General features: G+C 36.0%; 28 protein-coding genes. 19 read left to right on the top strand and 9 right to left on the bottom strand.

The window, feature by feature from the left end; all coding sequences use genetic code 11:
* The 6 genes from AC5YGI_RS11810 to AC5YGI_RS11785 all read left to right on the top strand — a co-directional run.
* The coding region (locus AC5YGI_RS11810) for an RHS repeat domain-containing protein (protein WP_496168427.1) at positions 1 to 1,108 on the top strand (1,108 nt) is incomplete at its 5' end.
* A gap of 3 nt (positions 1,109 to 1,111) precedes the next feature.
* Positions 1,112 to 1,591, top strand: a complete 480-nt coding sequence (locus AC5YGI_RS11805) for a hypothetical protein (RefSeq protein ID WP_496168425.1) — start codon at positions 1,112 to 1,114, stop codon at positions 1,589 to 1,591.
* A gap of 1 nt (position 1,592) precedes the next feature.
* Positions 1,593 to 2,054 (top strand): hypothetical protein, encoded by a 462-nt coding sequence (locus tag AC5YGI_RS11800; protein WP_496168423.1) that lies wholly within the window; start codon positions 1,593 to 1,595, stop codon positions 2,052 to 2,054.
* Between the two features lie 500 nt (positions 2,055 to 2,554).
* Positions 2,555 to 2,947, top strand: coding sequence for a PaaI family thioesterase (locus tag AC5YGI_RS11795; protein ID WP_496168435.1), 393 nt, complete (start codon positions 2,555 to 2,557; stop codon positions 2,945 to 2,947).
* 33 nt (positions 2,948 to 2,980) lie between these two features.
* Positions 2,981 to 3,898 (top strand): alpha/beta fold hydrolase, encoded by a 918-nt coding sequence (locus AC5YGI_RS11790; RefSeq protein WP_496168421.1) that lies wholly within the window; start codon positions 2,981 to 2,983, stop codon positions 3,896 to 3,898.
* Between the two features lie 163 nt (positions 3,899 to 4,061).
* Complete coding sequence (locus AC5YGI_RS11785) at positions 4,062 to 4,613, top strand: REP-associated tyrosine transposase (RefSeq protein ID WP_330747368.1); 552 nt, start codon at positions 4,062 to 4,064, stop codon at positions 4,611 to 4,613.
* A 208-nt stretch (positions 4,614 to 4,821) separates the two neighbouring features.
* On the opposite strand, the gene AC5YGI_RS11780 is transcribed toward AC5YGI_RS11785, so the two are convergent.
* The 3 genes from AC5YGI_RS11780 to AC5YGI_RS11770 form a co-directional block, all read right to left on the bottom strand.
* Positions 4,822 to 5,748, bottom strand: coding sequence for a malate dehydrogenase (locus AC5YGI_RS11780; protein WP_496168419.1), 927 nt, complete (start codon positions 5,746 to 5,748; stop codon positions 4,822 to 4,824).
* 115 nt (positions 5,749 to 5,863) lie between these two features.
* Positions 5,864 to 6,415 (bottom strand): biliverdin-producing heme oxygenase, encoded by a 552-nt coding sequence (locus AC5YGI_RS11775; protein WP_496168418.1) that lies wholly within the window; start codon positions 6,413 to 6,415, stop codon positions 5,864 to 5,866.
* 21 nt (positions 6,416 to 6,436) lie between these two features.
* The gene (locus AC5YGI_RS11770; RefSeq protein ID WP_330747371.1) at positions 6,437 to 8,659 is read right to left on the bottom strand and encodes an ATP-binding protein; all 2,223 of its coding nucleotides are present in this window, start codon (positions 8,657 to 8,659) and stop codon (positions 6,437 to 6,439) included.
* Between the two features lie 344 nt (positions 8,660 to 9,003).
* On the opposite strand from AC5YGI_RS11770, the gene AC5YGI_RS11765 reads away from it, so the two are divergent.
* The 6 genes from AC5YGI_RS11765 to AC5YGI_RS11740 all read left to right on the top strand — a co-directional run bounded on the left by AC5YGI_RS11765 (position 9,004) and on the right by AC5YGI_RS11740 (position 16,184).
* Positions 9,004 to 10,053 (top strand): linear amide C-N hydrolase, encoded by a 1,050-nt coding sequence (locus AC5YGI_RS11765; RefSeq protein WP_330747372.1) that lies wholly within the window; start codon positions 9,004 to 9,006, stop codon positions 10,051 to 10,053.
* 152 nt (positions 10,054 to 10,205) lie between these two features.
* Positions 10,206 to 11,369 (top strand): porin, encoded by a 1,164-nt coding sequence (locus AC5YGI_RS11760; RefSeq protein WP_496168417.1) that lies wholly within the window; start codon positions 10,206 to 10,208, stop codon positions 11,367 to 11,369.
* Positions 11,370 to 11,387: 18 nt separating this feature from the next.
* The gene (locus AC5YGI_RS11755; protein ID WP_089690053.1) at positions 11,388 to 12,818 is read left to right on the top strand and encodes an anion permease; all 1,431 of its coding nucleotides are present in this window, start codon (positions 11,388 to 11,390) and stop codon (positions 12,816 to 12,818) included.
* A gap of 16 nt (positions 12,819 to 12,834) precedes the next feature.
* Positions 12,835 to 13,491, top strand: coding sequence for a succinate dehydrogenase cytochrome b subunit (locus tag AC5YGI_RS11750; RefSeq protein ID WP_496168416.1), 657 nt, complete (start codon positions 12,835 to 12,837; stop codon positions 13,489 to 13,491).
* 11 nt (positions 13,492 to 13,502) lie between these two features.
* Positions 13,503 to 15,419: a fumarate reductase/succinate dehydrogenase flavoprotein subunit gene (locus AC5YGI_RS11745; RefSeq protein ID WP_496168415.1), complete on the top strand. Its 1,917-nt coding sequence runs from the start codon at positions 13,503 to 13,505 to the stop codon at positions 15,417 to 15,419.
* A gap of 12 nt (positions 15,420 to 15,431) precedes the next feature.
* On the top strand, positions 15,432 to 16,184 hold the full coding sequence (locus AC5YGI_RS11740) for a succinate dehydrogenase/fumarate reductase iron-sulfur subunit (protein WP_454510304.1): 753 nt from the start codon (positions 15,432 to 15,434) through the stop codon (positions 16,182 to 16,184).
* Positions 16,185 to 16,275: 91 nt separating this feature from the next.
* Here the strand turns inward: AC5YGI_RS11740 and AC5YGI_RS11735 are convergent, their stop codons facing one another.
* From AC5YGI_RS11735 to AC5YGI_RS11715, 5 genes are all read right to left on the bottom strand, one after another.
* Positions 16,276 to 17,049 (bottom strand): cyclase family protein, encoded by a 774-nt coding sequence (locus tag AC5YGI_RS11735; protein WP_496168413.1) that lies wholly within the window; start codon positions 17,047 to 17,049, stop codon positions 16,276 to 16,278.
* A gap of 81 nt (positions 17,050 to 17,130) precedes the next feature.
* A complete protein-coding gene (locus AC5YGI_RS11730) occupies positions 17,131 to 17,988 on the bottom strand; it encodes a GLPGLI family protein (protein WP_202838836.1) in 858 nt (285 codons plus the stop codon).
* Between the two features lie 66 nt (positions 17,989 to 18,054).
* Complete coding sequence (locus tag AC5YGI_RS11725) at positions 18,055 to 18,258, bottom strand: bacteriocin-like protein (RefSeq protein WP_202838835.1); 204 nt, start codon at positions 18,256 to 18,258, stop codon at positions 18,055 to 18,057.
* A gap of 323 nt (positions 18,259 to 18,581) precedes the next feature.
* Positions 18,582 to 19,544, bottom strand: coding sequence for a hypothetical protein (locus AC5YGI_RS11720; protein WP_496168411.1), 963 nt, complete (start codon positions 19,542 to 19,544; stop codon positions 18,582 to 18,584).
* Between the two features lie 61 nt (positions 19,545 to 19,605).
* A complete protein-coding gene (locus AC5YGI_RS11715) occupies positions 19,606 to 20,619 on the bottom strand; it encodes a nucleoid-associated protein (protein WP_137905808.1) in 1,014 nt (337 codons plus the stop codon).
* Between the two features lie 638 nt (positions 20,620 to 21,257).
* On the opposite strand from AC5YGI_RS11715, the gene AC5YGI_RS11710 reads away from it, so the two are divergent.
* From AC5YGI_RS11710 to AC5YGI_RS11695, 4 genes are all read left to right on the top strand, one after another.
* Positions 21,258 to 21,614 carry a DUF7674 family protein gene (locus AC5YGI_RS11710; protein WP_330747381.1) on the top strand — a complete coding sequence of 119 codons (357 nt, stop codon included), beginning with the start codon at positions 21,258 to 21,260 and terminating at the stop codon, positions 21,612 to 21,614.
* An 82-nt stretch (positions 21,615 to 21,696) separates the two neighbouring features.
* Positions 21,697 to 21,828: a hypothetical protein gene (locus AC5YGI_RS11705; RefSeq protein WP_262710328.1), complete on the top strand. Its 132-nt coding sequence runs from the start codon at positions 21,697 to 21,699 to the stop codon at positions 21,826 to 21,828.
* Positions 21,829 to 21,879: 51 nt separating this feature from the next.
* Positions 21,880 to 22,275, top strand: coding sequence for a DUF7674 family protein (locus tag AC5YGI_RS11700; protein WP_062674152.1), 396 nt, complete (start codon positions 21,880 to 21,882; stop codon positions 22,273 to 22,275).
* A 128-nt stretch (positions 22,276 to 22,403) separates the two neighbouring features.
* Positions 22,404 to 23,003, top strand: a complete 600-nt coding sequence (locus tag AC5YGI_RS11695) for a hypothetical protein (RefSeq protein WP_330747382.1) — start codon at positions 22,404 to 22,406, stop codon at positions 23,001 to 23,003.
* 77 nt (positions 23,004 to 23,080) lie between these two features.
* Here AC5YGI_RS11695 and AC5YGI_RS11690 read toward each other — a convergent pair whose 3' ends face one another.
* Complete coding sequence (locus AC5YGI_RS11690; RefSeq protein ID WP_330747383.1) at positions 23,081 to 23,593, bottom strand: thioredoxin family protein; 513 nt, start codon at positions 23,591 to 23,593, stop codon at positions 23,081 to 23,083.
* Positions 23,594 to 23,675: 82 nt separating this feature from the next.
* Here AC5YGI_RS11690 and AC5YGI_RS11685 point away from each other — a divergent pair, with 82 nt between their 5' ends.
* The 3 genes from AC5YGI_RS11685 (at position 23,676) to AC5YGI_RS11675 (ending at position 25,563) form a co-directional block, all read left to right on the top strand.
* Positions 23,676 to 24,251 carry a hypothetical protein gene (locus AC5YGI_RS11685; RefSeq protein WP_330747384.1) on the top strand — a complete coding sequence of 192 codons (576 nt, stop codon included), beginning with the start codon at positions 23,676 to 23,678 and terminating at the stop codon, positions 24,249 to 24,251.
* Positions 24,252 to 24,466: 215 nt separating this feature from the next.
* Positions 24,467 to 24,736 (top strand): hypothetical protein, encoded by a 270-nt coding sequence (locus AC5YGI_RS11680; protein ID WP_330747385.1) that lies wholly within the window; start codon positions 24,467 to 24,469, stop codon positions 24,734 to 24,736.
* Between the two features lie 59 nt (positions 24,737 to 24,795).
* On the top strand, positions 24,796 to 25,563 hold the full coding sequence (locus tag AC5YGI_RS11675) for a GLPGLI family protein (protein WP_330747386.1): 768 nt from the start codon (positions 24,796 to 24,798) through the stop codon (positions 25,561 to 25,563).
* Positions 25,564 to 25,586: the final 23 nt, after the last annotated feature.

Here is a 25,586-nt window from a genome sequence, read left to right as displayed (position 1 = left end):
AGTATTGAAATTTGTACCGACTTCCGAAGGATATTATGATTTTACGGAAAATAAGTATATTTACAATTACACGGATCATTTAGGAAATGTAAGAGTGAGCTATAAGAATAATGGTACTGCACTTGAGGTTATTGATGCCAACAACTATTATCCTTTTGGATTAAAACACCAGGAGGGGCTTATTGTGCCTGCTCCTTTTGGAGGAGTTCCTTATAATTATAAGTACAATGGTAAAGAATTGCAGGAGACGGGAATGTATGATTATGGAGCAAGGTTTTATATGCCTGACCTGGGAAGATGGGGCGTTGTGGATCCATTGGCGGAGAAATTAACAAGATTTAATCCGTACAACTATGCTGTTAATAACCCGATACGTTTTATCGATCCGGATGGGAGATCAGAATCAGACTGGATCAGAAAAGATGGAAAATGGCAGTATGATGCTAATATTACTACGGTTGAACAAGCTGAAAGAATAAAAGGTGTAGATGGTTTCGCTAAAAATGGAACAGTTCTTTCCAATGCAAAAATTGGAGCTGACGGAGAATCTGGTTATGTAAGATTAAATGAGGGGGGAAATCCTGAGTATTTGCCTGAAGGAGTTTCTAATGCTTTAGTGGCATTCTCCAATTCTATGCCTATGTTTGCAGGAGGAACTTGGACAACTTGGTCTGGCCATGAAAATTTTTTCAGTTCCACAGGAGGAGTAAATGATCCTGACAAAGAAACATTGAATAAGCTTAGATCAGGAGATACAATTGAAGCTAATGATATGTTACAAACTATATTTATGTTTTATGGCAGAAATACAAAACTTAATGGTGGTACTGTAGGTTTTCAAGAAGCTCTTGTACAATTTGGTCTTGATTCAGAGGCTGCAATAGATCTGAATAAATCAAGTATTTATTCTGTATTAAAAAAAGAACCAGACACATTTAATGTTTGGACTACACAAGGAACTGGTCTTCTTCACAATAAAGACGGTTCAGCATATGGAGTACAACTAAAAAATGTGAGAGCATTTGGTCTATCAAAACAAGCTCATGATTCCATAATGAAAGTTAGTAATGATTCTACAAATTATTGGAATAAACAGTTAAGAAAATAGATTATGAAATATATTATTTTATGCGGTTTGTTCATCTTCTTTGGATGTGAAAAAGAGGTATCTCAAAAAATATATTATCCTAATGGAAAACTTAACTATTCTTTAAGTAAGAAAGCAGATACTACTAAAATTACATTTTTTGATAAAAGTGAAAAACCAGTAATGAATTTGAATTTTTATAAAGATCATTTTATAAGTCCTATATGTTTTAGCAAAAGTTCTTATTTACCATTTAAAGACTCTATTGTTATTGATAGCTTAAAGGGACCATATTTTTATGGAACAGAATATATTATTTTTGAAAAAGGATCTAAACTTACAGGAGCCTTTAGATACAAAAGAAATTTGGATTTTAAAAAAACTTTAGAGAGTTCACAGCCATTTGGTATTCATAATACTCTTGATATAAAGGGTAATATTATTGGAAAAACTGAATATTTAATTGTAAATGATACAGTATACAACACAAAAATTACACTTTAAAATGGGGACTCAAATACGCTTATTATTACTACTTACTCTTTTTCTAATAAAATCCTGCACAAAAAATAATGACTTATCATATAGCATTTATGATAAAGATGGATTTATTAAGGCAGATGGAAAGTTTAAAAGAGATCAGTTTATAGATACAATTTACATTTATAAAGAAAAAGACAATGATATTTATAATGATCACTTTGATACCTTTATAATAATAGATAGTTCAAAAAGTAATTATTTTTATGGGACTGAAATAGTAGAAGAAAAAAAAACACATAAACTTTTTTCTAAAGGTGTATATAGATTTAAAAAATCTCCTGATCCACAAAAATGTTATAAAAGTAAACTAAAAACTGGATATTTTGAATTTCATAATATTGATGGTAGCTTACATTCAAAAAAACTCTATCAAATAAAAGGAGACTCTTCTTATATAATAAATTCAGGAGAAGGAAGTGAATAATACTCCCGCTACGCAAAGTCCGGCGACTTTGAGCTTAACTTATTTAAATTAATAAATTGTCATAAGAGCAATCATATATTTATTGAAATTTTGTGGAATTATTATAGTGATTGATATTATATATAATACTATTACTTCTCATCAATTAAAATCAGTTAATATAATATTTGATGTTATTTTTGGTTTTTTATTTTGGATATTATTCATTTTTTCTGGTAAACTTCAAAAATAATATTTTGAAATCCTAGGTAGCATAATAATCTTCTTATACACATGCATACTATAAAGCCACTGCATTAAACTGCAGTGGTTTTTATTTTGGATTGAGAAATCAGTAGTATAGCAAGTTTCACAACTTTGTACAGCTCTAGAATATTAAACCTGGGATATTTTCTCTCCCAGACAAGTGATGCGCTGTCAGGAATGAAAAAAAAGCTACTGCTCTTAGAGAATTTTAGCTCAATAGAAAAAACAAATACCTTCATTAGCCTCCAACAGCGATTTCAAAAACACTTAGATTTCAAATAACTGATGTTGCCTCCGGAGAAGCCAAAGTCTCGATTAATACGGATCATGAAATACATGGAAATCAACAGGGAACCATCCATGGAGGACTGCTTTGTGAACTGGCAGATGCGGCCATCGGAACAGCCCACTCTCCCCTGATGAATGAAGGAGAAAGCTTCACCAGTATAGAACTTAAGATTAATTTTTTCCGTCCAACCTGGAAAGATAAGTTTACGGCTCATGCAAGACCGATACAATCCGGTAAAACCATCACTGTCTATCACTGCGAAATAACCAACACTGAAGGGAAACTGGCAGCAGCAGTGACCAGCACTGTTATGACCTTAAAAGGAGACAAGGCAAAAGGAGATAGTTTGGTATTTTAGTAATAAATACCCCCTTATAATTGTTATAATGGTATGAAAACAATTGCTATCCTACTCTTTTTTCTCACTTCCCTGACTGTCGTTTCCGCTCAGAATAAACCATCAGCAGGGTTCTTTGAAACCTCAGATCACGTAAAGATCAAATATAAAGTCTCCGGAAAAGGAGAAGCTTGTATTTATATTCCAGGTGGCCCCGGACAGGGATATCCATCTTTTGAGCTGATGGGCGGAAATAATCTGGAAAAAAACTTACAGATGATCTATATGGACCAGCGAGGCTCCGGTGAATCCGGTACATCGGAAAATTATCATCTCGATAAAATGACTCAGGATATTGAAGAACTGAGACAATATCTCAAACTGAAAAAAGTATTTTTACTGGCTCATTCTTTTGGTGGAATCATTGCTGTCGGTTATGCAAAAAAATATCCAGAGTATACTAAAGGCCTCATTCTTGCGAATGTTACCCTTCATTTTCTGAATGATGAATCTGTGAAAGAGCAGATTGAATACGGAAACAGCCTTTTACAGATAAAAAACAGAGTGATTCCTAAAGACAGTCTTTCTTCAGAGCTTTCAAAAGTCAGCAGCGCTTTAAGAAAGAAAAGAATCGGATATAAATTCCTGACCGAAGATATTGAAACCATAAAAGAGTCGGATAAAATAGATTCTCTTCATCCCCGCATCATCGACTTTGGAATGGCAGTGATCTCAAAACCCAAAGAATTTCCTGAATATTATGCCGATTATGGACCCATCACCAGAGACATTCGTGTTCCGGTACTTATCATTACCGGAAAAAATGATAAAGCAGTCGGAACTCAGCATTATAAAACCTTCCAGTTTCCCAATCAAAAAGTAGTTCTTATTGATGGCGGACATCTTTTGTACTACGAGAAAAATAAAGAATTTGTGAAGTATGTTACTCATTTCGTAAAAACAATGAAGTAATAGCAGCTGTTTATTTTTATAATCAGTTTTCGGCGCGGCCTCCGGCCACGCCGAAAACTTTCCCTACGCTGGCGCGAGCGTCTCGCTCGTGTCCCCACAATAATCTATTTTTAAAAATTTAATTTCTAAAAATAATAATGTGAGTTTTTATTACTTTTAGATTATGAGCAGAAAACACAAATTTCATGAAAAAGAAGGAGCATATTTTATAAGCTTTGCTACGGTATTTTGGATTGATATTTTTACAAGAATTGAATATTTCGATATCATTATTGAAGCATTAAATTATTGTAGAAAGAATAAAGGAATGATTATTTTCGGATATTGTATCATGCCCAGTCATATACATTTAATTTTCAGATCAGAAAAAGGTCAACCTTCAGAATTAATAAGAGATTTTAAGGGTTTTACTGCTAAAAAGTTGCTTAAGGCCATAGAAGAAAATAATCAGGAAAGCAGAAAAGAATGGTTACTGTGGATGTTCAAAAAAGCAGGAAGCCAAAATTCTAATATAAAAAAGTATCAGTTTTGGCAGCAGAATAATAATCCAATAGAAATATGGACGTTGAAAGTATTTGAGCAAAAACTAAATTACGTTCATCAAAACCCTGTGAAGGCGGGCTTTGTCATGGAGCCTTGGGAATGGAAACACAGTAGTGCCAGGAATTATTGTGATGATTATGATGAGATTCTTGAAATAGATGTTAATTTATGATTGTGGACACGAGCGGGACGCTCGCGCCAGCAAAAGGGAAAACAACGAAGTAATAACAGTTGTTTATTTTTATGAAAAGTTTTCGGCGCGGCCGGAGGCCGCGCCGAAAACTTCCTCCATTCAAATATTTAAGCAAAACCCGGCTGTTTCAAATTTGAAACAGCCGGATTTTATCTATTTTAATTCCTGCTTAAAAGCGGGTAAATCATTAAAATTTAAGATCTCCATTCACTTCTCTTACCGCGTTGGCAGCTTCAGCGAATTTCAATTGCTCTTCAGCAGTTAAAGTTACATTTACGATTGATTCTACTCCGTTAGCTCCAATGATAGCCGGAACTCCTAAGCAGATATCGTTTTGCCCGTATTCTCCTTCAAGCATTAAAGAACATGGAATCATTTTCTTCTGGTCACATGCAATCGCCTGAACCATTACAGAAACAGCAGCACCTGGAGCATACCAAGCTGAAGTTCCTAATAATTTTGTAAGCGTAGCTCCTCCTACTTTAGTTTCTTCGATCACATATTTTTGTTGTTCATCACTTAAGAACTCAGTTACAGGAACCCCGTTTCTTGTTGCTTTGCTCAATAATGGAAGCATACCTGTATCACTGTGAGCAGCGATTACCATTCCGTCAACATCAGAAATCGGAGCTTCTAAAGATTCAGCCAATCTGTATTTGAATCTTGCAGAGTCTAATGCACCACCCATTCCGATGATTTTGTGCTTAGGAAGACCTGAAGTTTTGTGAACAAGGTAAGCCATAGTATCCATTGGGTTGGAAACCACGATGATGATTACTTCCGGAGAGTGTTTTACTAAGTTTTCAGTAACTTCTTTCACGATACCAGCATTGATACCGATCAATTCTTCTCTTGTCATTCCAGGCTTTCTGGGAATTCCTGAAGTGATTACTGCTACATGAGAACCTGCAGTTTTGCTGTAATCTCCTGTTGTACCCGTAATTTTTGTATCAAATCCGTTAAGAGATGCTGTCTGCATCAAATCCATTGCTTTCCCTTCAGCAAACCCCTCTTTAATGTCTACCAAAACTACTTCTGAACAGAAGTTCTTCATTGCGATGTATTCTGCACAGCTTGCTCCTACAGCGCCTGCACCTACTACAGTTACTTTCATATTGTTACTTTTTAAATTATTTTTTTGTTAGTTAAGTTAAATTTGAAACTCCCCAAATTTAACAATTCCTGAAAAATTGCGCAATTTTTCAGGAATTTAATTAGAATTAAAATAATTAGTTGACATTCAGTAAAAACGAATACAGTTTTTTTGCGCCGGAAAGCACCTCATTGTAGCTTTCTTCCGCCACCTCAGTATCCAGAACTTCTTTAAAGTTTTTCCACATCGGGCCTGTATTTTCCTGATAACATCCGAAAAAATTGAAAGTAACGTCATCAAAACCCTCCGTTTTAGAAAGCTGTTTAGCAATAACATTCCCTCCTAATGTAGACCCTTCAATCACATACATCGCTCCAAGCGCTTCATGTTCATTATCGAAATCCAGGGGATGGGAAACTTCCTGATTTTTCAGGGAAAGGCTTTTCAGATCTTTTTCAATAAGGGAAAGCTTCTTTCTTTTCCCAAGCTGAAGTTTTTCTGCATACCTGTCAGACAGGCTGCTGAATATTTTATCTTCGCTGTGAAGAAGCATCAGGTAATTGGTATGAATGATTTTTTTATAATCCTCTAAAGTGAAGGTTTTGTTGAAAATCTTCTCAGAATTAAAAAGTTTTTCTGCTGCATCGTGATACTCTGCTGTATTCTGTTTAAGATATTCTGATACCATAAATAACGTTTTAAAAGTTTCTCAAATGTAAGGCTTTTTGAACGTTAAAATAAATGAAGTCCCCTCATTATTACTCTCAAAATCAACATTTCCTCCAAGTCTTTGCATAATGCGGTGCACAATAGATAATCCCACTCCGTTTCCTTTGAATTTCTTGGCATTATCCATCCTGTTAAAGATTTTAAACATCTTATGTTTTTCCTCAAAAGGAATACCGATACCGTTGTCTGAGATCCTGTAAATAATGGTTTGTCCATCTTCCGTTCCTTCAATTTCCACTTTCGGAAGATCTTTATGGGAAGAATATTTCACAGCATTGTTGATGATGTTCAGAAACACCTGATGAAGCATTGTCTTATCAGCCAGTACATCCGGACATTCCTTGATAATAATCTCACTGTTAGCACTTCCGTAGGTCATCTTTGCATTTTCAGATATTTTCTCAATAGTATGCGTTGTTTTCAGACTTTCAAGCTGAATTTCGCTGTGCTTGGCACGGCTCAGCTGCAGGACGTCATGCATCATTTCAGCCATATTATCAATTTCTTCAATAATGGCATTGATCTTGGCTTTACTTTTTTCAGAATTATCGGCAAGGTTTCCCAGAAGCATTTGCGCATTCAGTTTCATCACGGTGAGAGGTGTTCCCAGGTCATGAGAAATGGTATAGGAAAAACTGTCAAGTTCTTCATTTACTTTTTTAAGCTCATCATTAAGCCTTTTAATGGCGTTGTAATTTTTATGGGAAGTTTCTAAGATCAGATCCCTTACAGCCTGTACTGCACTTATATTTCTGGAATTCCACCTTTTGGAATGCCCCTTGATATTTTCTGTAAAAATGCGGAATGAAGTTCGGGGAGATATTATTTGTCTTTCCTCTCCATTCTGAGAAAATACACTGACTTTCTTCTCCGGATTTCCGGCCCAGTTGATATGTTCATCAAACTCTTTTCTGAACCAGATCAGCATTTCATTTTTATCCCTTTCAATAAAATAGATGGCAATGCCCGCTGCATTTTCAGTCAGTTCGAGTTCTTTGCCATGATCTTTAAGGAAGTTTCGGCTCACATAAATACGTTCATCGGTATTACTAAGCGCCCATACTGCAATTCTTCCAATACTTTCGAGATCAGGAGTACTTCCGTCTGTTACTATATTTTCATCAGAAACAATGGCAAGCCCATCTGCTTCCGGTAAGTTTCTGATTTCTTTTTTACATTCAACAAGAGAATCAAAGAGATTGTTATGCTTTAAAAATTCCGTTTTCAGCTGAGACATTCTATCATTGAGTTCCAAACGGTAATTCAGCTCATTTTTTGATTTAAAGGAAGAATAGGCATTTGCTGCCAGAGCTGTAAAAATTCCGGCCTGTACTCTATCTTCAAGATCAATATGTTTAGGTTCAACATTCTGGCAGGTTACCAGACCCCAGAGATGATCATCAATAATAATGGAAACACTGAAGCTGGAAGCCACTCCCGAATTTTTCAGATACTGTGCATGAACCGGTGACATTCCTCTGGATGCGGAGTAAGTAAGGTCAATATTTTCAGGACTTCTGCTTAAAATGGGAACCGTATCCGCATATACATTGCTGAAGATTCTTTTTCTTTTTTTCAGATAAAGATCACGGGCCTGTTTTGGAATATCAGATTCCGGGTAATGGAGCCCCAGAAAACTTTCCATATTTTCATTTTTCTTTTCAGCGATTACTTTTCCGGAACCGTCCATCATGAATTTATAGACCATCATTCGATCATAATTTACCACCTTTGAAAGAGTTTCCAGGAGATGATTCCAGAGTTCCTTTTCATTATCGATGATGTAAAAGTTATCATACTTATTGGAAATCCGTTTGTTAGGATTAATGACAACCTCTTCGAACTCCAGAAAAATATAAAGTTCGCTTCTGAAAACAGAGAAATGATATTCTTTATCATTTATAAAAATCTTATCGAAATACGTTTCATTCTTACGTCTGGTAAACTTATCCAGCGAAGTATAGATTTCTGAATCAATAATGCCCTGAAAACTTTCCGGAAAGTCAGTAATCTTTCTTCCGAACAGCTCCTCCGAGCGATCAATTTTAAATAGATCCGCAATATTCCTGCTAAAAAAAGTAATGGTACGGGATTCTGCATCAATGCCAATCAGGTAACCAAAGTCTTGTATAGAACCCGGAATATGGATAGGTTCTTCATGGCATTCTATAAAGTTCATATATCTCTTCAGTCTAGTAATCAAATATAGCGTTTTTTTGAACAGCTTTCAATTTTGTGGTATCTATTTTCAAACCTCAGTATATCAGGCATTCACAGGAAACATCTGTATAAAAACACGTTAAAATATTCTTCATTTTAACCCTTTTTTTATGTCATTTCTTTAAAATATACGAAAAAAGATTCAATAATGCAATACTCAATCTTTAACCATGATTCATAACATAAATTACGGATTATTAATCTTAATAATTGTTTTATTTAAACAATTTTCGCTAAATTTATATCACCAAATAATGAATATGACGAAAATTCATTGAATTATTCACAACAAATTCAATACAAAATTTAAATTCAAATAATACTATTATGAAAAAGTTCCCATTAATTTTATTTTCTCTGATCCTCTCCGTAGGATTATGGAATCCTTCAGAAGCCTGTACAAGGGTCGTTTACAAAGGTCCCCAGAATACCGTTATTACAGCCCGTTCCATGGACTGGCGTGATGAGATCCCGGTCAATTTATGGGTACTTCCGAAAGGAATAGACCGCAACGGACTGGTAGGACCAAAATCTGTAAAATGGACCACCAAATATGGCAGCCTTATCAGCTCTTCATGGGATATTGCTTCAGCCGACGGAATGAACGAAAAAGGATTGGTAGCCAATCTGCTCTGGTTAGGAGAATCCCAGTATCCTAAATTCGACGGAAAAGGAAGTAAAAAGGGAATTGCCATTTCATTATGGGCACAATATTATCTTGATAATTTCGCTACAGTAAAAGAAGCCGTAGAGTTTTCACGAAAAGAACCTTTCGTTATTGTTAGTGACTATATTCCCGGGACAGAAAGATTTACCACCGTCCATCTTTCCATTTCCGATGCTTCAGGAGATAATGCTGTATTCGAATATATTGACGGAAAGCTTGTCATCCATCATGATCCGTCTTACACGGTAATGACCAATTCTCCTATTTTTGAGGAGCAGCTTGCCCTTAACAATTACTGGAAAGGTATTCCGGGGACCGTTATGCTTCCGGGAACCAACCGGGCTGCAGACCGCTTTGTAAGAGCTTCCTACTATATCAATGCAATTCCTCAGACTGCAGATACACGTACAGCTGTAGCCAGTGTTTTCAGCGTAATCAGAAACTGTTCCGTTCCTTACGGGATCACTTCTGCCACAGAGCCTAATATTTCTTCTACAAGATGGCGTTCTGTTTCTGATCAGAAAAACCTGGTGTATTATTTTGAAACAGTCTTTACTCCAAACACTTTTTGGGTAGATCTTAAAGAATTTGATTTAAGTCCAAAAGGTAAAGTAATGAAACTGGATCTTAGTAATTACCGTACATACAACGGAAAATCCAATGCAGAATTTAAAGAATCTGCTCCGTTCACCTTCTTGGGATTAAAATAGATATTTCGCCACAAACTACTTATGCTTAAGTAAATCTGATCCCTGCAGATGAAGACCTAAGTATTCCGCACTTTGAATGAATGTATGATCATTCATAATGCATCGGATACATGTGGTAAAATAAAATTTACAATAAAAAAACAAAAATAGATATGGCCTTTTTTTCGATTAAAAAGAAAAGCCTGATCCTGTGTATGCTGGCCTGTGGGTTATCAGCTTATGCACAAAATCAGGATTCTCTGAAGACCACTCCTCATCCACAGGAAGACAATATAAAATATCCGCAGCTGCAGATCAAAGGCCTTTTTCAGGCACGCTATCTTGTAGGAATGAGTAAAGATGTAGATGTAAACGGACTTCACCACACCGATGGCTCCGGAACTGATAATAATTTTATGCTCAAATACATGAGAGTCCAGGTTCGGGCGCAGATCAGTAAACGTACTGAAGTGGTTGTTTTGGCTAACCTTGCCGATTTTAAAAATGATCCCAAAAGCAGAGTTCTTGAAAATGCTTACCTGAAGTATACTTTCAATCCTAAATTAGCGATTACCGTAGGACAGTTCAGACCTTGGTTTGGTATTGAAGAGACCTACCCTATTGACATTATTAAATCTCTGGATTGGTCCAATCAATATACAGAATTTGGAAAACTGGGCTGGACAAGTTTCCAGATCGGGATGTCTGCTACAGGACAGCTTCAACTGGGAGAAGTTCCTTTCCAATATGCTGTTTCAGTGGTAAATGGAAACGGAAAAAACCAGATCAATGATAATGACAATGGAAAACAGTATTCTACCCGGCTTGTTTTCGGATTATCCAAAAAATACAATTTCAATGTAGGACTGAATGGTGGTATCGGAGAGGTTTTTAGCAAAAAGGTATATGCCCTGGGCGTAGATCTGAGTTCACTGATTCACTTTGATCCAAAATGGAGCCTTGATATGCAGCTGGAAGCTAAGCAGGCTACCAACCATGTTCTGTACAATTCTATTGCCCCTGAATTACGTCCTGAAAACCCAGACCAATATCTGATCCGGGGAGCTTATTTTCTTCCGAACCTAAGATATGAGATCAACCACAAAAACCTCAGCGCCTTCGAATTATCCTGCCGTTACGAATACCTTGATACCAATTTCAGAATGGCTTCCAACCCAAGACAGACGATTACCCCGATGTTCGGATTGGAATTCCTGAAAAATTATGGGGCAAGAATTCAGCTGGGAGTTCAGTTTGACCGCTATAAACATCAGATAGAAAATACATCACAATACAACAATAATCTATTCATTGTACAGGTACAAAGTAGATTTTAACGATTAAATAGTAGTATCATGAAAGAAATTAATATTAAAAACGTAGCGATCACATTTGTTGTTGCGTTGATTATATGGTTCATTCCTGCTCCGGAAGGTGTTGCAGAGAATGCCTGGCATCTGTTTGCCATCTTTGCGGCAACCATTTTAGGAATCATTCTTAAGGCAGCACCAATGGGAACAATGTGTATGATGGCCATTGGTTTTACAGCCCTTACGCAAGTGGTAGCTCCGGGAGACGCGGGAAAATCCATTACCAAAGCGCTTTCCGGTTTTGGAGACAAAGTAATCTGGCTGATCGGGATTTCATTCTTTATTGCCAGAGGATTTATCAAAACCGGATTGGGAAACCGGATTGCCTTTTTATTCATCAGAGTTTTTGGAAAAAGCTCACTGGGACTGGCTTACGGGTTAGGACTTGCCGACGTTTGTCTTGCGCCTGCTATTCCGAGTAATACTGCAAGAGGTGGTGGGATTATTTATCCTATCATGAAATCTATGGCGATAAGCTTTGATTCTGTTCCTGAAAAACCGGAAACTCATAGAAAATTAGGTTCATTTTTAACGTTGAACAGCTACTATATGAACCTCATCGCTTCTTCTATGTTCCTTACCGGGACAGCCAGTAACCCGATGTGTCAGAAGTTTGCAGCCAACCTTGGTATTGATATTACCTGGATGTCATGGGCTGCAGCTGGTTTTATTCCTGGTGCAGTAGCGTTCTTTGTCGTTCCTTTGGTATTGTACAAATTATATCCGCCAGAATTGAAAAAAACAGGGGATGCTCCGAAAATGGCAGCTGAGAAATTAAAAGAAATGGGACCTATTTCCAGAAACGAATGGCTGATGCTGCTGGCATTCTTCATTCTGCTGGCTCTTTGGATCTTCGGTGGAGCACTTTCTATTGATGCTACAACAACAGCTTTCATTGGCTTAACCTTATTGCTGTTAACCTCAGTATTAACCTGGGAGGACGTAAAAGGTGAAAAAGGTGCATGGGATACGATTGTTTGGTTCGCCGTTCTGGTGATGATGGCAAGCTCTTTAAATGAGTTGGGTTTCATTGGATGGTTCAGTAACCTTATCAAAGTACAAATCGGAGGATTGAGCTGGCAGGTAGCTTTCCCGGTTATTATTGTAGTGTATTTCTTCAGTCACTATATTTTTGCCAGTGCTACTGCTCACGTAGCGGCCATGTATGCGGCATTGCTGGGTGTAGGGGTTTCTTTGGGAATTCCACCAATGTTACTGGCGATGATGCTTGGTTTCATGGGTTCAATTTACGGGGTGCTTACTCATTACGGCCACGGTCCGGCTCCGGTATTCTTCGGTAGCGGATATGTTGATCTGAAAGCCTGGTGGCTCAGAGGTCTTGAAATAGGAATTGTTCTATTGATCATTTATATGGTTGTAGGAGGATTATGGATGAAAGTCTTGGGATATTATTAATCAATACATCAAAAATATGTTATCAACACTGTCAAGAAAAATGCTGATGTGCCTTACAGGACTCTTTTTGGGATTCTTCCTGTTGATTCATTTCCTAGGAAATCTTCAGCTTTTTCTTCCGCAAGAACAGGCACACCTGCAGTTTAATGCCTATTCGCATTTTTTATCAGGAAATATTATTATCAAAATTGTTTCTTACATCTTATATGCCAGTATTATTCTGCATGCTGTAGACGGCTTTATTATTACTTTAAAAAATAAAAAATCCGGTGGCGGTTATCAGTCTGACGGACGTGGAAGAGCCAGTACATGGGCTTCCAGAAATATGGGAATTCTGGGAACATTAATCCTGATTTTCCTGGTGATCCATTTCCAGAACTTCTGGTATATCTACAAATTCGGAAATCCTCCTTTGGATGAGAACGGAAATAAAGATCTCTACATTCTGGTAGTAAATGTCTTTAAAGAATGGTGGTACGTTATCATTTATGTTGTATCAATGATCGCTTTGTGTTATCACCTGGTTCATGGAATACACAGTGCTGTAAGAACCCTGGGATTATATCATCCTAAGTTCGTACAATGGTTCAAAACGATCGGAATTGCCTATTCAATCATTATCTGTGTAGGCTTTGCATTGATGCCAATTTATGTATTCTTTACTTATCATTAAACAGAACGGTCATGATTTTAGATTCAAAAATACCACAAGGCCCATTGGAATATAAATGGGAAAATTATAAAAAGAAAGCAAGACTCGTAAACCCTGCCAACCGTAAAAAGCTGGATGTGATTGTGGTAGGAACAGGTCTGGCGGGTAGCTCAATCGCAGCATCTCTGGGAGAAATGGGCTATAATGTCAAATCATTCTGTTTCCAGGACAGCCCGAGAAGAGCGCATTCTGTAGCAGCACAAGGAGGGGTGAATGCTGCCAAAAACTATAAAAACGATGGTGACAGCGTGTACAGAATGTTTGTAGACACTTTAAAAGGAGGAGATTTCAGAGCCCGTGAAGCCAATGTCTACAGAATGGCAGAATGTTCTCTGAACCTCATCGACCAGGCTGTAGCACAAGGTGTACCTTTCGGGAGGGAATACGGTGGATATCTGAACAACCGTTCATTCGGAGGGGTCCAGGTAAGCCGTACTTTCTATGCGAGAGGACAGACGGGACAGCAGCTTCTTCTGGGAGCTTATCAGGCTTTAATGCGACAGGTTGGAAAAGGTTCCGTTCAATTATTTTCAAGACATGAAATGCTGGATCTGGTGACTGTTGACGGTAAAGCCAGAGGAATTATCGTAAGGAATTTAGACACGGGAGATATTGAAAGACATGCAGCTCACGCTGTAATATTGGCAACCGGAGGTTACGGAAAAATTTATTATCTGTCTACCCTTGCCATGGGATGTAATGGCTCTGCCATCTGGAGAGCCCATAAAAAAGGAGCTTTAATGGCTTCCCCAAGCTGGATTCAGGTACACCCTACTTCCCTTCCGCAATCCGGAGATTATCAGTCTAAACTGACCTTAATGTCTGAATCATTACGTAATGACGGCCGAATCTGGGTTCCATTAAAAGAAGGGGAAACAAGACAACCCAATGACATTCCGGAAAATGAAAGGGATTATTATCTTGAAAGAAGATATCCGGCTTTCGGAAACCTTGCTCCAAGAGATATTTCTTCCCGTGCAGCCAAGGAAAGAATTGATGCAGGTTTCGGAATCGGACCTTTGAAAAATGCAGTATATCTTGATTTTTCCAAAGCAATACAGGAACAGGGAAAAGATAAGATTAAAGAAAAATATGGAAACTTATTCGATATGTATCTTAAAATAACAGGATATGATGCGTACAAAGAACCTATGATGATCTCCCCTTCTGCGCACTTCTCAATGGGCGGCCTTTGGGTAGATTATGAACTGATGACTACTGTTCCGGGATTGTTTGCTTTAGGTGAAGCCAATTTTGCCGATCACGGTGCCAACAGATTAGGTGCCAACTCACTTCTGCAGGCCTCAGTTGACGGATATTTCATTGCGCCTTACACCATTGCCAATTATCTGGCGGATGAAATTCACACCGGAAAAATTTCACCGGATACTCCGGAATTTGAACAGGCTGAAAAGGCCGTTAAAGATCAAATTAATGGCTTCATCAATATCAAAGGCACCAAAACCGTTGATTATTTCCACAAAACATTAGGAAAACTCCTTTATGATTATTGCGGACTGGCCAGAAATGAAGAAGGACTGAAATACGCCATTCAGGAAATCCGAAAACTGAAACAGGAATTCTACAAAGACGTAAGAGTTTCCGGACAGGGAGATAAAATGAATACCGAACTGGAAAAAGCAGGCCGCGTAGCCGATTATTTCGAAATAGGAGAACTGATGTGCTATGATGCTTTAACCCGTAACGAATCTTGCGGAGCTCATTTCAGAGAAGAATTCCAGACTCCGGACGGAGAAGCCATGAGAAATGATGCAGAATACCAATTTATTTCTGCCTGGGCCTGGAAAGGTGAAAATGGTGAACCTGAACTGATTAAGGAACCTTTAATCTTTGAAGAAATTCAGCCAACGGTAAGAAGTTACAAATAAAAACAGAAAATTATGGATTTACATCTTAAGATATGGAGACAGAAAGACAGAAAAAGTGAAGGAAAACTGGTAAGTTATGACCTGAAAGGATTAAATTCCCATATGTCTTTCTTAGAAATGCTGGACACTTTAAATGAAAAACTGATTATTGAGGGTGATGAACCCGTTGAGTTTGATCACGACTGCCGTGAAGGAATCTGCGGACAATGCGGGATGATGATTAATGGTATTGCCCATGGTCCTTTGAAAAATACAACCACCTGCCAGCTTCACTTAAGGTCCTTTAAAGATGGGGAAACGATTCTGATAGAGCCATTCCGTGCTGAAGCATTTCCGGTGAAGAAAGATTTAAAAGTAGACCGTTCTGCTTTTGACAGAATTATATCTTCAGGAGGTTTTGTATCTGTGAATACAGGCCAGGCTCCTGATGCCACAGCCATTCCGGTGACCCATCAGACGGCTGAGGAAGCTTTTGATTCCGCAGCTTGTATTGGATGTGGAGCGTGTGTTGCAACCTGTAAAAATGGAAGTGCAGCTTTATTTACCTCTGCAAAAATCACTCACATGGCTCTCCTTCCTCAGGGGAAAGAAGAACGAAGCAAGAGAGTGCTGGATATGGTGGCTCAAATGGATACGGAATTATTCGGGCACTGCTCCAATACAGAAGCCTGTGAAGTAGAATGTCCACAAGGAATTTCTGTCCTGAATATTGCCAGAATGAATTTTGAATATAACAGGGCCTTGTTTTTCAGAAAGAAGAATTAACCCGAGAAAATAAGGATGCTACATTTAAAAGGGCAAATTTGAAGATTCAAATTCGCCCTTTTTATTTTTTGTCAGAGATGATTTTTTCTTTTTATGCATCCATCATCGCCACCACTCTCGCCGGAGCTGCAGAGCCGCCAACAATTTTTAACGGAAATACACAGATTTTAAATCCGGATGGAGGTAATGCACTGAGATTTGTAAGCTGTTCGATGTGTAAATATTCTTTTTCGATTCCTACACGATGGCCTTCCCAGAAGAATTCAGGATCATTGAGTTCTTTCGCTTTCTGAGCCATATATTTCAGAGGAAGATCCCAGCCCCACTGATCAATTCCCATTACTTTTACGCCCTGGTCAATCAGCCATTCTGTAGCTTCTTTACTCATTCCCGTTCCTTTTTCTACGAAATCCGGAGTGCCCATCATTTTGTCACGATCCGTTCTGATCAGAACAATATTTCCTTCCTGAATGGTAATTCCGTTTTTATCGAGATCTTTTTTCAAATCCTCAACAGTGATAGCAACAAAATCTTCTTTATCCGTACAATCAATCACAATCCCGTCTCCGTAGCACCACTCCAGTGGAATCTGGTCTATCGTTTTAGCAGGCTTTCCTTCTACTACAGGGCCATAATGCCAGGGAGCATCAATATGTGTTGTAGCATGAAGTCCCATATTTTTGATCGTGTCATCTGCCCAGCCTATCCAGTTTTTAGGAAAAAGCCTTGACGGAAGCCTCAATGCCAGACGAATCAACCAATGTGATTTTCTATGGGCTTTATGTTTGATTTTCACCCTCATGAACCATGGGTCTCCTGCATTATACTGAATCGGCTTTGTTAAATCGACAAGTGTTGTTTTCATATGATTTAGCTAAGAAGACAAAGATAATGAATAAGGCAAAAAAACGAATAGATATTAGCAAACGAAAAAAAAGATTAGCCATTACTGATCGTTTTCTAATTCTATCGGGTTTTCATATTTTTTGTTTTCTTCTCGTTCTTTTTGTCTTTGTCTTATCATTTCTTGACCTTGTATAATGGTTGTTCCATAACTTGCGAGTACAGCAGCGGCATTGGCTTCATTATTTCTAACTGCTTGCTTTAATTTTTGTTGTGTGGTTTCTATCGCATCTGTATATCTGCTCTTTTTAATGGTAATTAATTTACCATTTAATTTAGATGCAGGTATAGATTTTACCAATTCAAAATCAAAATCTCCTTTATCATCTGTTATTTTAACAATCAGTCCTGGTAATCCGCTAAATTTATATGGACCGTAAGGCAACGGAATTTCGGGATCATACCATGCTATCCAGTTCCGCCCTTTAAAAGTAACTTCTGCTTTCTTACAAATAATTGTATTGATTACTTTGGTCTCATCCACAAGCCTCCAATTCTTTATTATTGGTTCTTTATAGGTAAGTAAAGACATTCCAGCTGATCTAAAATATTGTATATTTTCATTGGATTGAATTATGGTAAAAGATAAACCTGTTTTTGGAATCACTACCCCTTTTTTCCAGCCAAGAGTTATACTACCATCAGCATTCTTTGTGCTTGTTCCTGAAGTGGCCATTACCGAATCACCTTTTAGCGATATAACACTTGCAAAAAATGCACGTTTATCTCCTATCTGTAATGAGAATTGTTCTTCATGCCGATAATCAGTCCGTGTATCGAATTTTGCTTTTAATTGATAGGTAAATTCCCCACGCAGAGTATCCTGTTTGTATGATTGTGTATAAAATAAAACACTATAAAATAAAATGAATATTTGTATTAGTTTTTTGTGGTAATGCATAAGAGATATTTTCATTATAAATTGCACTTATAGTATTAACTTTTACTATAAGTGCATTTACATTAATTAGGCTAGATTATTGCTAGGTCCATAATGAGAAGCTGGCTTACAATAATTTGCTTCAAGAGCATCAATCCAAGCATTTGCTTGCTCAGCGGTCCAATCTTGAGTAGTTGTAGCTTTTACTCCACATGAAGTTTCAGCATACCAAACTTGGCCTGCCTTTACAGTTTTAAGATCTTCACGAGTCAATTTTTTTAATTGTTTCATAAAATATGTTTTTTTTAATTGAGTCTCAAATATATACAACTAACTCACATCTGAAGGATATTTTTCATTATGTTAAGTAATTGTTTATCTGATAGAAACATATTTTTTATTTAAAAATTTCCGTATAAAATTGAATTGATTTTTATCCTGTTACTTAAATAAAATGCATTCATTAAAAAAATTCATTTGGATATTTTTTTATATGTTAAATAGTCACTGTTAAACAGAGACTTTTACATCTAAAGTCTGAAAACATGTAATTATTCTGATGTATTATTATCAGATTTAGCGTTTTTGCTTTTTGCTGTTTTGTCTTTTACTCTCTACAACCCTCTGGGAATCATAATCTGCTTCGGATCATTCTCATCATACATAATCTCAATAGTTCCTTGTTGAGGAATGGAAGAAAGCTTTAAAAGACTCACAATTTTCTTATAAACAGCAATATGTTCGGTCCCTCTGAAATCTTTAAAACTTACCTGAAACATGATTTGTGGCTGATCGTTCACTGTAAGGCCTGTCTGGCTTACACTGATAATATTGGCTTCAGCATTTCTTCCTGAAAAAAGAATACGTTCTTCTTTTGTATTTTTTAAAAACTTCCCGAAAATAAGCTGAAAAACCAGGACATAAATAATGGTCATCACCCCGCTGAAAATAATCGGGTGCATGAATGTCAGAAACCTCCAGCCGAAATCAAAAGATTCTCTCCAATAGAAATAAGAGTATAAGCCAATAACATAAGCCATCAATAATACAAGAAATACGATTCGTAAAATCATTCCTGATGTATTGAATCCCACTTTCTGGTCACTTAAAATAAAATAAGGTTCCTGTGATACCTTAGGATTCAGCAGTACTTTGATTTTGTTTCCTACATCAAATCTTTTCTCCTGCGGTCTGGAATCATGAAACATCATTTCATGTTCTATCACCGTATTGCTGAGATTGGGAAATGAAAGCCCGACCTGAATGAGATTCATGTTTTTTTTAGGAATGTATTTCAGAAGCTTATAATCAATAATTTTGGCTTCTCTTGGAATTCCGTTCTGTACAATGGACCGGATCGTATTTTTCTCTTTAAAAGTTGTAATGAAAAGCTTATTGATAAAGAAAATAATCACATATCCCCATATTAACAAAGAAAAACCGAGATACCCATAGCTCACCGCTAATGAATTTCTCGGTTCTGTTGCCAGCTCCTCCGTCATCATGTAAATGAAAATCGGAAAAGGAACGCAGAAAAAAAAGAGAAAAGCTCCCCAGAAAATGATCATCAATTTCATAGCTGTTATTTTGTAATCAGCAATAAAGTTATGATATTATTATGGAACCGGAGATTTCTTTTTATACCTCTTTTTCGAAATAAAGTCTGTAATATTTTCCTTTATCATCCTCACCCATTTCAATTTTCTGTCGGTCTCCGTGGATGTAGATGTGGAAGTTTTTATCTAATTTAATAATACTTTTAAAGTGTCTCTGCGTCTTTTTTACCGCTGCTTCACTGATCGGGAACTCTTCAGCAATATTCACCTGCATGTCCTGTTCGTAGTCTGTTTTAAAGTTTACAAAACTTTCAATCACATGCTCATCTCCCAAGACTTCGCTGGCAAATTCATCCAGCTTAAACTCTTCTTTTTCTTTGAAGAAATTGATAGACTTGTTCAGGAAATCTGCCTGGTCTGCTTTGGAAACTTCAAATTCCTGGGGAAGCTGTTTGGTGATATAATCTTTATACACCATCAAAGCTTCCTGCGTGTGGAAATATTCATCATCACGCTGTTTTACTTTCAGGAAATCTTCGAACCAATAATACATATCCCCGTTTTTGTTGTTGTCAACTACGGAAAGTACATACCCTGTTTCTTTATTGTTGTTGTAGATCAAGGCAGCCTTATCAATTTTAGACAAACCGATTCCCTGATCTTTTTCAATATCAAATGTTTCTTCAGCAGGATTGATTTTCAGGAAAGATTCTCTCTTCTCCGTTTTAAAAATCCCGATTTTATCCACTCTGTCCGGACGGTCGCTTTCATCTTCAAAAAGTACAATAAAAAGCTCTCCACTCTGAACTCTCGGATTTTCTGCCGCTTCGAAAAGATGTTTGGCAATATTCTCAGATTCCCAGATAAACTTGGATTTATCATCAAAAATTTCAGATACGGCACTGTACACCGGATTATTCACCAGATAAGTGTCACTGTAAAAATGGAAGGTTTCTTCCGATTTAAAAGAACCTAAAAAGTAGTCTTCAAGCATTTCTGCCATTCCTTCTTCCAGCTTCAATTCCTCCTGGGAAAGCGTCAGCGAATCTCCGTTGATCTTATTTCCGACTCTGTGTACTATTATTTTTGAAAACATTTTTCTGAATATTTGGACTGCAAAGATATTCATTCTTATCCTTACTGCGAAACTTAAAAATAATATTGATTTTGAGATAACATAAACTTGATTTTTAACCACAAAAGGCACAAAAGTTCTTATTTTAAATCCTTTAGCCCATTTTAGAAGCGTAATGATACACACTAAAAAAAGTTCACTAAAGGTGAAAATCTTAGATTTTCAAAATTTCTGAGTACTTCTTATCCATAAAGCCGATGACCTTAAATAATTTAACAGTTTAACTCTTTTGTGACTTTGTGGTGAGTTTTAAGGCAAGTCATTTATTTTTTCTTCCATTTTGATAAAAACCTTATCATTTTGACAGGCTTTTTTGTTTTAAAAACTCGCCCACAAAATCATAATCCATTAATTATCAAAATATTAACCATATTCCATTTTCAACGGAATATCATTGGCATTATGATTTGAAAACATAGAAAAATGGACTTAAAGACTTTAAACAAAATCGACAAGCTCAGAAGGTTAAAAAGCAAAGGACCTGCAACTCCAAAATGGCTTAAGCCCTATCATATGCTCTTTTTTGCTTTTTTAACCATTTTCATTTTTGGAGCCTTCATCAAAATGCTCGAACACTATCACCATTAAAATATAATACGATGAACTATTTACAAGCCGTAAAGGAAATCACTGATGTGGTTCCCGATTTTGAAAAAGAAGTAAAAGAAATTAAAATTCAAAATTCATACAGCATTATCCGCACCTTCACGGAACGTATTAAAAACATGATCCGACAGAATGACAGAAATCTGCTGTTCAGAAGTTTACAGAAAATGGACAAAATTTATACTGACGGAGATACAGTTTTAAAGAATGCAATTGAGACAACCTTTATCTATTCTCTGGATAATTGTACTGCTTTCTGCACTGAGGAATACAGAAAAGTGATTTTTAGTCACATTTCTGCCAACCTTCAGAAAGTATATTCAAGACAAATTTACACTCACGGCATATAAACGTTTTGTTACATTTTTTATCCGTTTCATTACAAAGTGTTTAAATTAAACAAAATTAAAAATAACTCACAATCAATAGATTATGAAAAACAAAATCAGAAGAATTTCAGACTGGAAAACCTGGAAAACAACGACTAACAGACACAATGCAGAGATATTATTCACTCACATTGCTGTGATCGTTGGAGTATTTATTTTTGCAGCCTGCCTTTAAATTTTGGTATACATTTCGCTGCACTAAAAAGTGTTTGAAAAATTCTTAATTATGATGAAAGTACAAATGCAAACTATTAATCAAAAAATAGCTGTTGAATACTTAAAATTTTTCTATCCGCCACTTCGCAATGAGATCACCCAGCTGTCTGTACAGGACAATTTCGCCGGGATCATGCAGGCTACCGTGAATTATCTGAAGCACCTGCTGCAGGAATCGAAGATCAATATCATTGCCCATCACATCAAGCTGATGGACTGGATCTACAGAAACGGGAATTCTTATGTAAGAACCATGATTGAAAACCTGTTTGTAAGGTCTTTCGAAAGCTTCAAAAAACATGCAAAGATCCAACATTGGAAACTTCTTTACCAATATATGCCTGTCAGCTTCCAGATCATTTATAATGAACAGCAGAAGCAGGATCAGATGTATTTTGGGAAATAAATTAAGTCAAAAGGCGAAAAGGTAAATACACGTTTACCTTTTCACCTTTTATTTTTACCTTTGCCCAATTATAACTTCCACTCTGTTTCGTTTCCCTAATAGATGCGAAACTTCTTTATAAATATACCATGAAATACTCTTTTTATACCCTGATAATGACATTGTCATTGATCTCGTGTGAAAACAACGATAATATAATTGATGATCCGAGACCTGTTGATAAAAATGTTTACTCGTTTCAATTTAAAAGTTATACTGTAAAAAATACAGTGTTGTATAAAGGATCAAACGGAGAAAAATCTACTCCGGATGAATCTTACCTTGCCGATTACTGGAGCTTATACCAGGAACCGGCCTGGAAAAAAATAAATCTTGATCTTAAAAATAAAACGATCAGGTTATTCTCAGAAACCTCAACTACAGATTTCACCTATAGTTTTACCATCGTAAATGACTCTGTACTGATCAAAGAGAACAACAATAATAAACCATCTTACATTGGTGATTTCAATAAAAACACGTCATCCTTTACTTTAAAACGAACATACCGATATGTTAAAAAAGTACCCCGAGATGATCATGACGCACTATTGATTACCAAAAGTGCTCATTTTGGAACCACTCAATATGAAAATATTTTTGTCAATATATTTTCCACTCCTTCTGAAATGATCAAAACAGGAGATCAGGTTTTATGGACTAATATCGAATATTCTTATCAGGAATAATTGTCATGTATGATTATCCAAAGCAAATCCCCGGAACTTACTATTCCGGGGATTTGTTTATAAAAAAGTGGTAAATCTTATTTCTTCACAAATACTTTCTCTATAATCTGTGCTTCCTCATTACTTAGTTTTGAGGCTTTCCCAAGTTTGGCAATAAAAGTATTTACTTCTTCCGGTGTGGCTGGCGATCCCAGATTTTCTCCTTTGGCATCAAAAGAATCCGCTAAAAATTCTCCCTTGGAATTAAGAATCAGCCAGAAAGGGAGTCCGGCATTTTCTCCATTAAATTTATTCATCAGCTCTTGTCCACCGGGATTCTCAAGACTTTTTTTATCACCTCTTTCCTGAACGTCTATGTAGGCTGTGACAAATCTCTTATCAAAAATAGGTTTGGTTTCAGGAAGATCCATATTTTTTTCCATCATCTTGCACCATTTGCACCATGAAGCATGGAATACCAGTAAAACATTTTTCTTACCTGCTTTAGCTTCTGTGAAAGCCTTATTTAAGACAACATCTGCTTTTTCCTGTGCTGCTCCCAACTGAAACAATAACAGGGTTACAACGATAATAATTTTTGAGTATTTCATTCTGAATTTTTATTTAAAATTTAAACGAATTTAGGTATTTAATCGTTCAGTTATTTTATTTAACTTTAATTATTTATAAATAATGAGCTATAAATATTTCTACTGTTTTCTATTCACGTTTAGTCTTACAATATCTAATGCTCAGGTCTCTGAAGCAGTAAAAAAACTGGCACAGCCTTTAGACAATGTCTCATATGCAGAGTCTCCTAATATTGGAGTTGGAGGTGAAAAAAGCAAAATTTATAATCAATTTAAAAAAGTTGCCAAAATAGCCAGTAATGATGAACTCTATTATTATGCGATGAATGGCAGCAATGCGTTAAGGGTTTATTCCGCCAAGGAGCTATTTAAAAGAAATGATAAAAGATTCTTAGATATCTATACTTTCTATTATAACAATCCTTTAATGATGAAATATACTTTGGGATGTGTCGGAGAAAATAAAAATATTTCAGAATTTTTAAAAGATGAAGTATACTCTACCCAGTATTATATTTCGCTGCGGGATCAGTTATTAAAAAATAAAGATAAGCAAGATGAAATATCAAAATTACAATTAAACCAAATCAAAGAGCTGGGTTATGGGAAACTTACAGAAGAAAATATCAATGCAGTTAAAAAGCAGTTAGAAAAAATTGATAATAAAAAATCAAACTAAAATTTATCTGCTCAATATAATCGGCAAAACCAAAAGTATAAAAAATATTACTATACCCGCCGAATTTTCGTTGGATAATAGTTTTATTTTAAAGAGTATTTAAAGGAGCCTTAAACAAGACTTAAAATCTTTTTAATATCCTTACGGTTTTCCACATTTGGTGATTAGAAAAATAATTTTATATTTAAATTGTTAAATATTTAAAAAACATAATTATGAAAAAAGTATTATTACTTTCAGCATTTATGGTTGCTGGACTTGTTTGTGCTAAAGAAAGCACTTCTAACAAATTAGAGTCAAAAAAGGAAAAACAGCAAATTACAGCCTTTACAAGGTATTTGGTGACTATCAAAACTATTTGTGGAACTACTTATCAAACAGTTTTTGATTCTGAATTTGATTCAAGTGATTGCCTTTACAACGAATGGGAAATGTATAACAATCAAGATTGTGGGCATTCCAGTTATGAAAATCCAATGACGTAATGAAAAAAATAATAGGCTGTCTTTTAACAGCCTATTTAATTATAATATTTTGAGTACCTATGAAACCACTTTTTAGAATTTTTTTGTTATTTCTTTGTTTTAACTATGTGAGAGGTCAAGAAAAAAAAGATTATTCGGAAATCGAAGTAAAGTATAAATATACTTTTGTACAAGATACTTTGGATAAATTATCTACAATTAATGAGCCTATGGTATTACTCACTAATGGCAAAAAATCTATATATTATAGTGAAAATTATAAGGCTGCAGTGGATGGTTTTGGGAAAAAACTGGAAGATGCAATGAAAACCGGAAATATTGTTGATCCCGGCTCTCTTCCGAAATCTAAGGTAAAGCATAACGTATATAAGGATGAAAACAAAACCTATATATCAAATTATTTAGGGAGAAATTATTACACCTATGAGAGTCCTGATAAACTTGACTGGCAAATTGATAATAAAAGCACTTCTATTATTGGCGGCTATAAATGTAATAAAGCAGTTGTAAGTGCAGGAGAAAAAAAGTTTATAGCTTGGTTTACTTATGATATTCCAATAAGTGATGGTCCATACAAATTTAGAGGACTTCCTGGATTAATATTAAAGATCAATGAGGTGAATAATTATATAGGTTTTGAACTTATATCAATAAATAAAACGAGTTTACCCATTGAGCAAAAAAAAGGGTTAATTGTATCCAAAGATCAATTTATAACAAAGAGAAAAGAATATATGAATGACCCTTATCAAGGTAAAATTAATAACCCTGAGTATAGAAAAATGATTGAGGACAATAAAAGGAAATATAACAATTCTTTAGAATAAAAAATAAAACACCTGAAATTACA

Source organism: Chryseobacterium sp. CS3K3.1, assembly GCF_059515165.1.
This window is presented reverse-complemented; position numbering and strand designations above follow the sequence as displayed.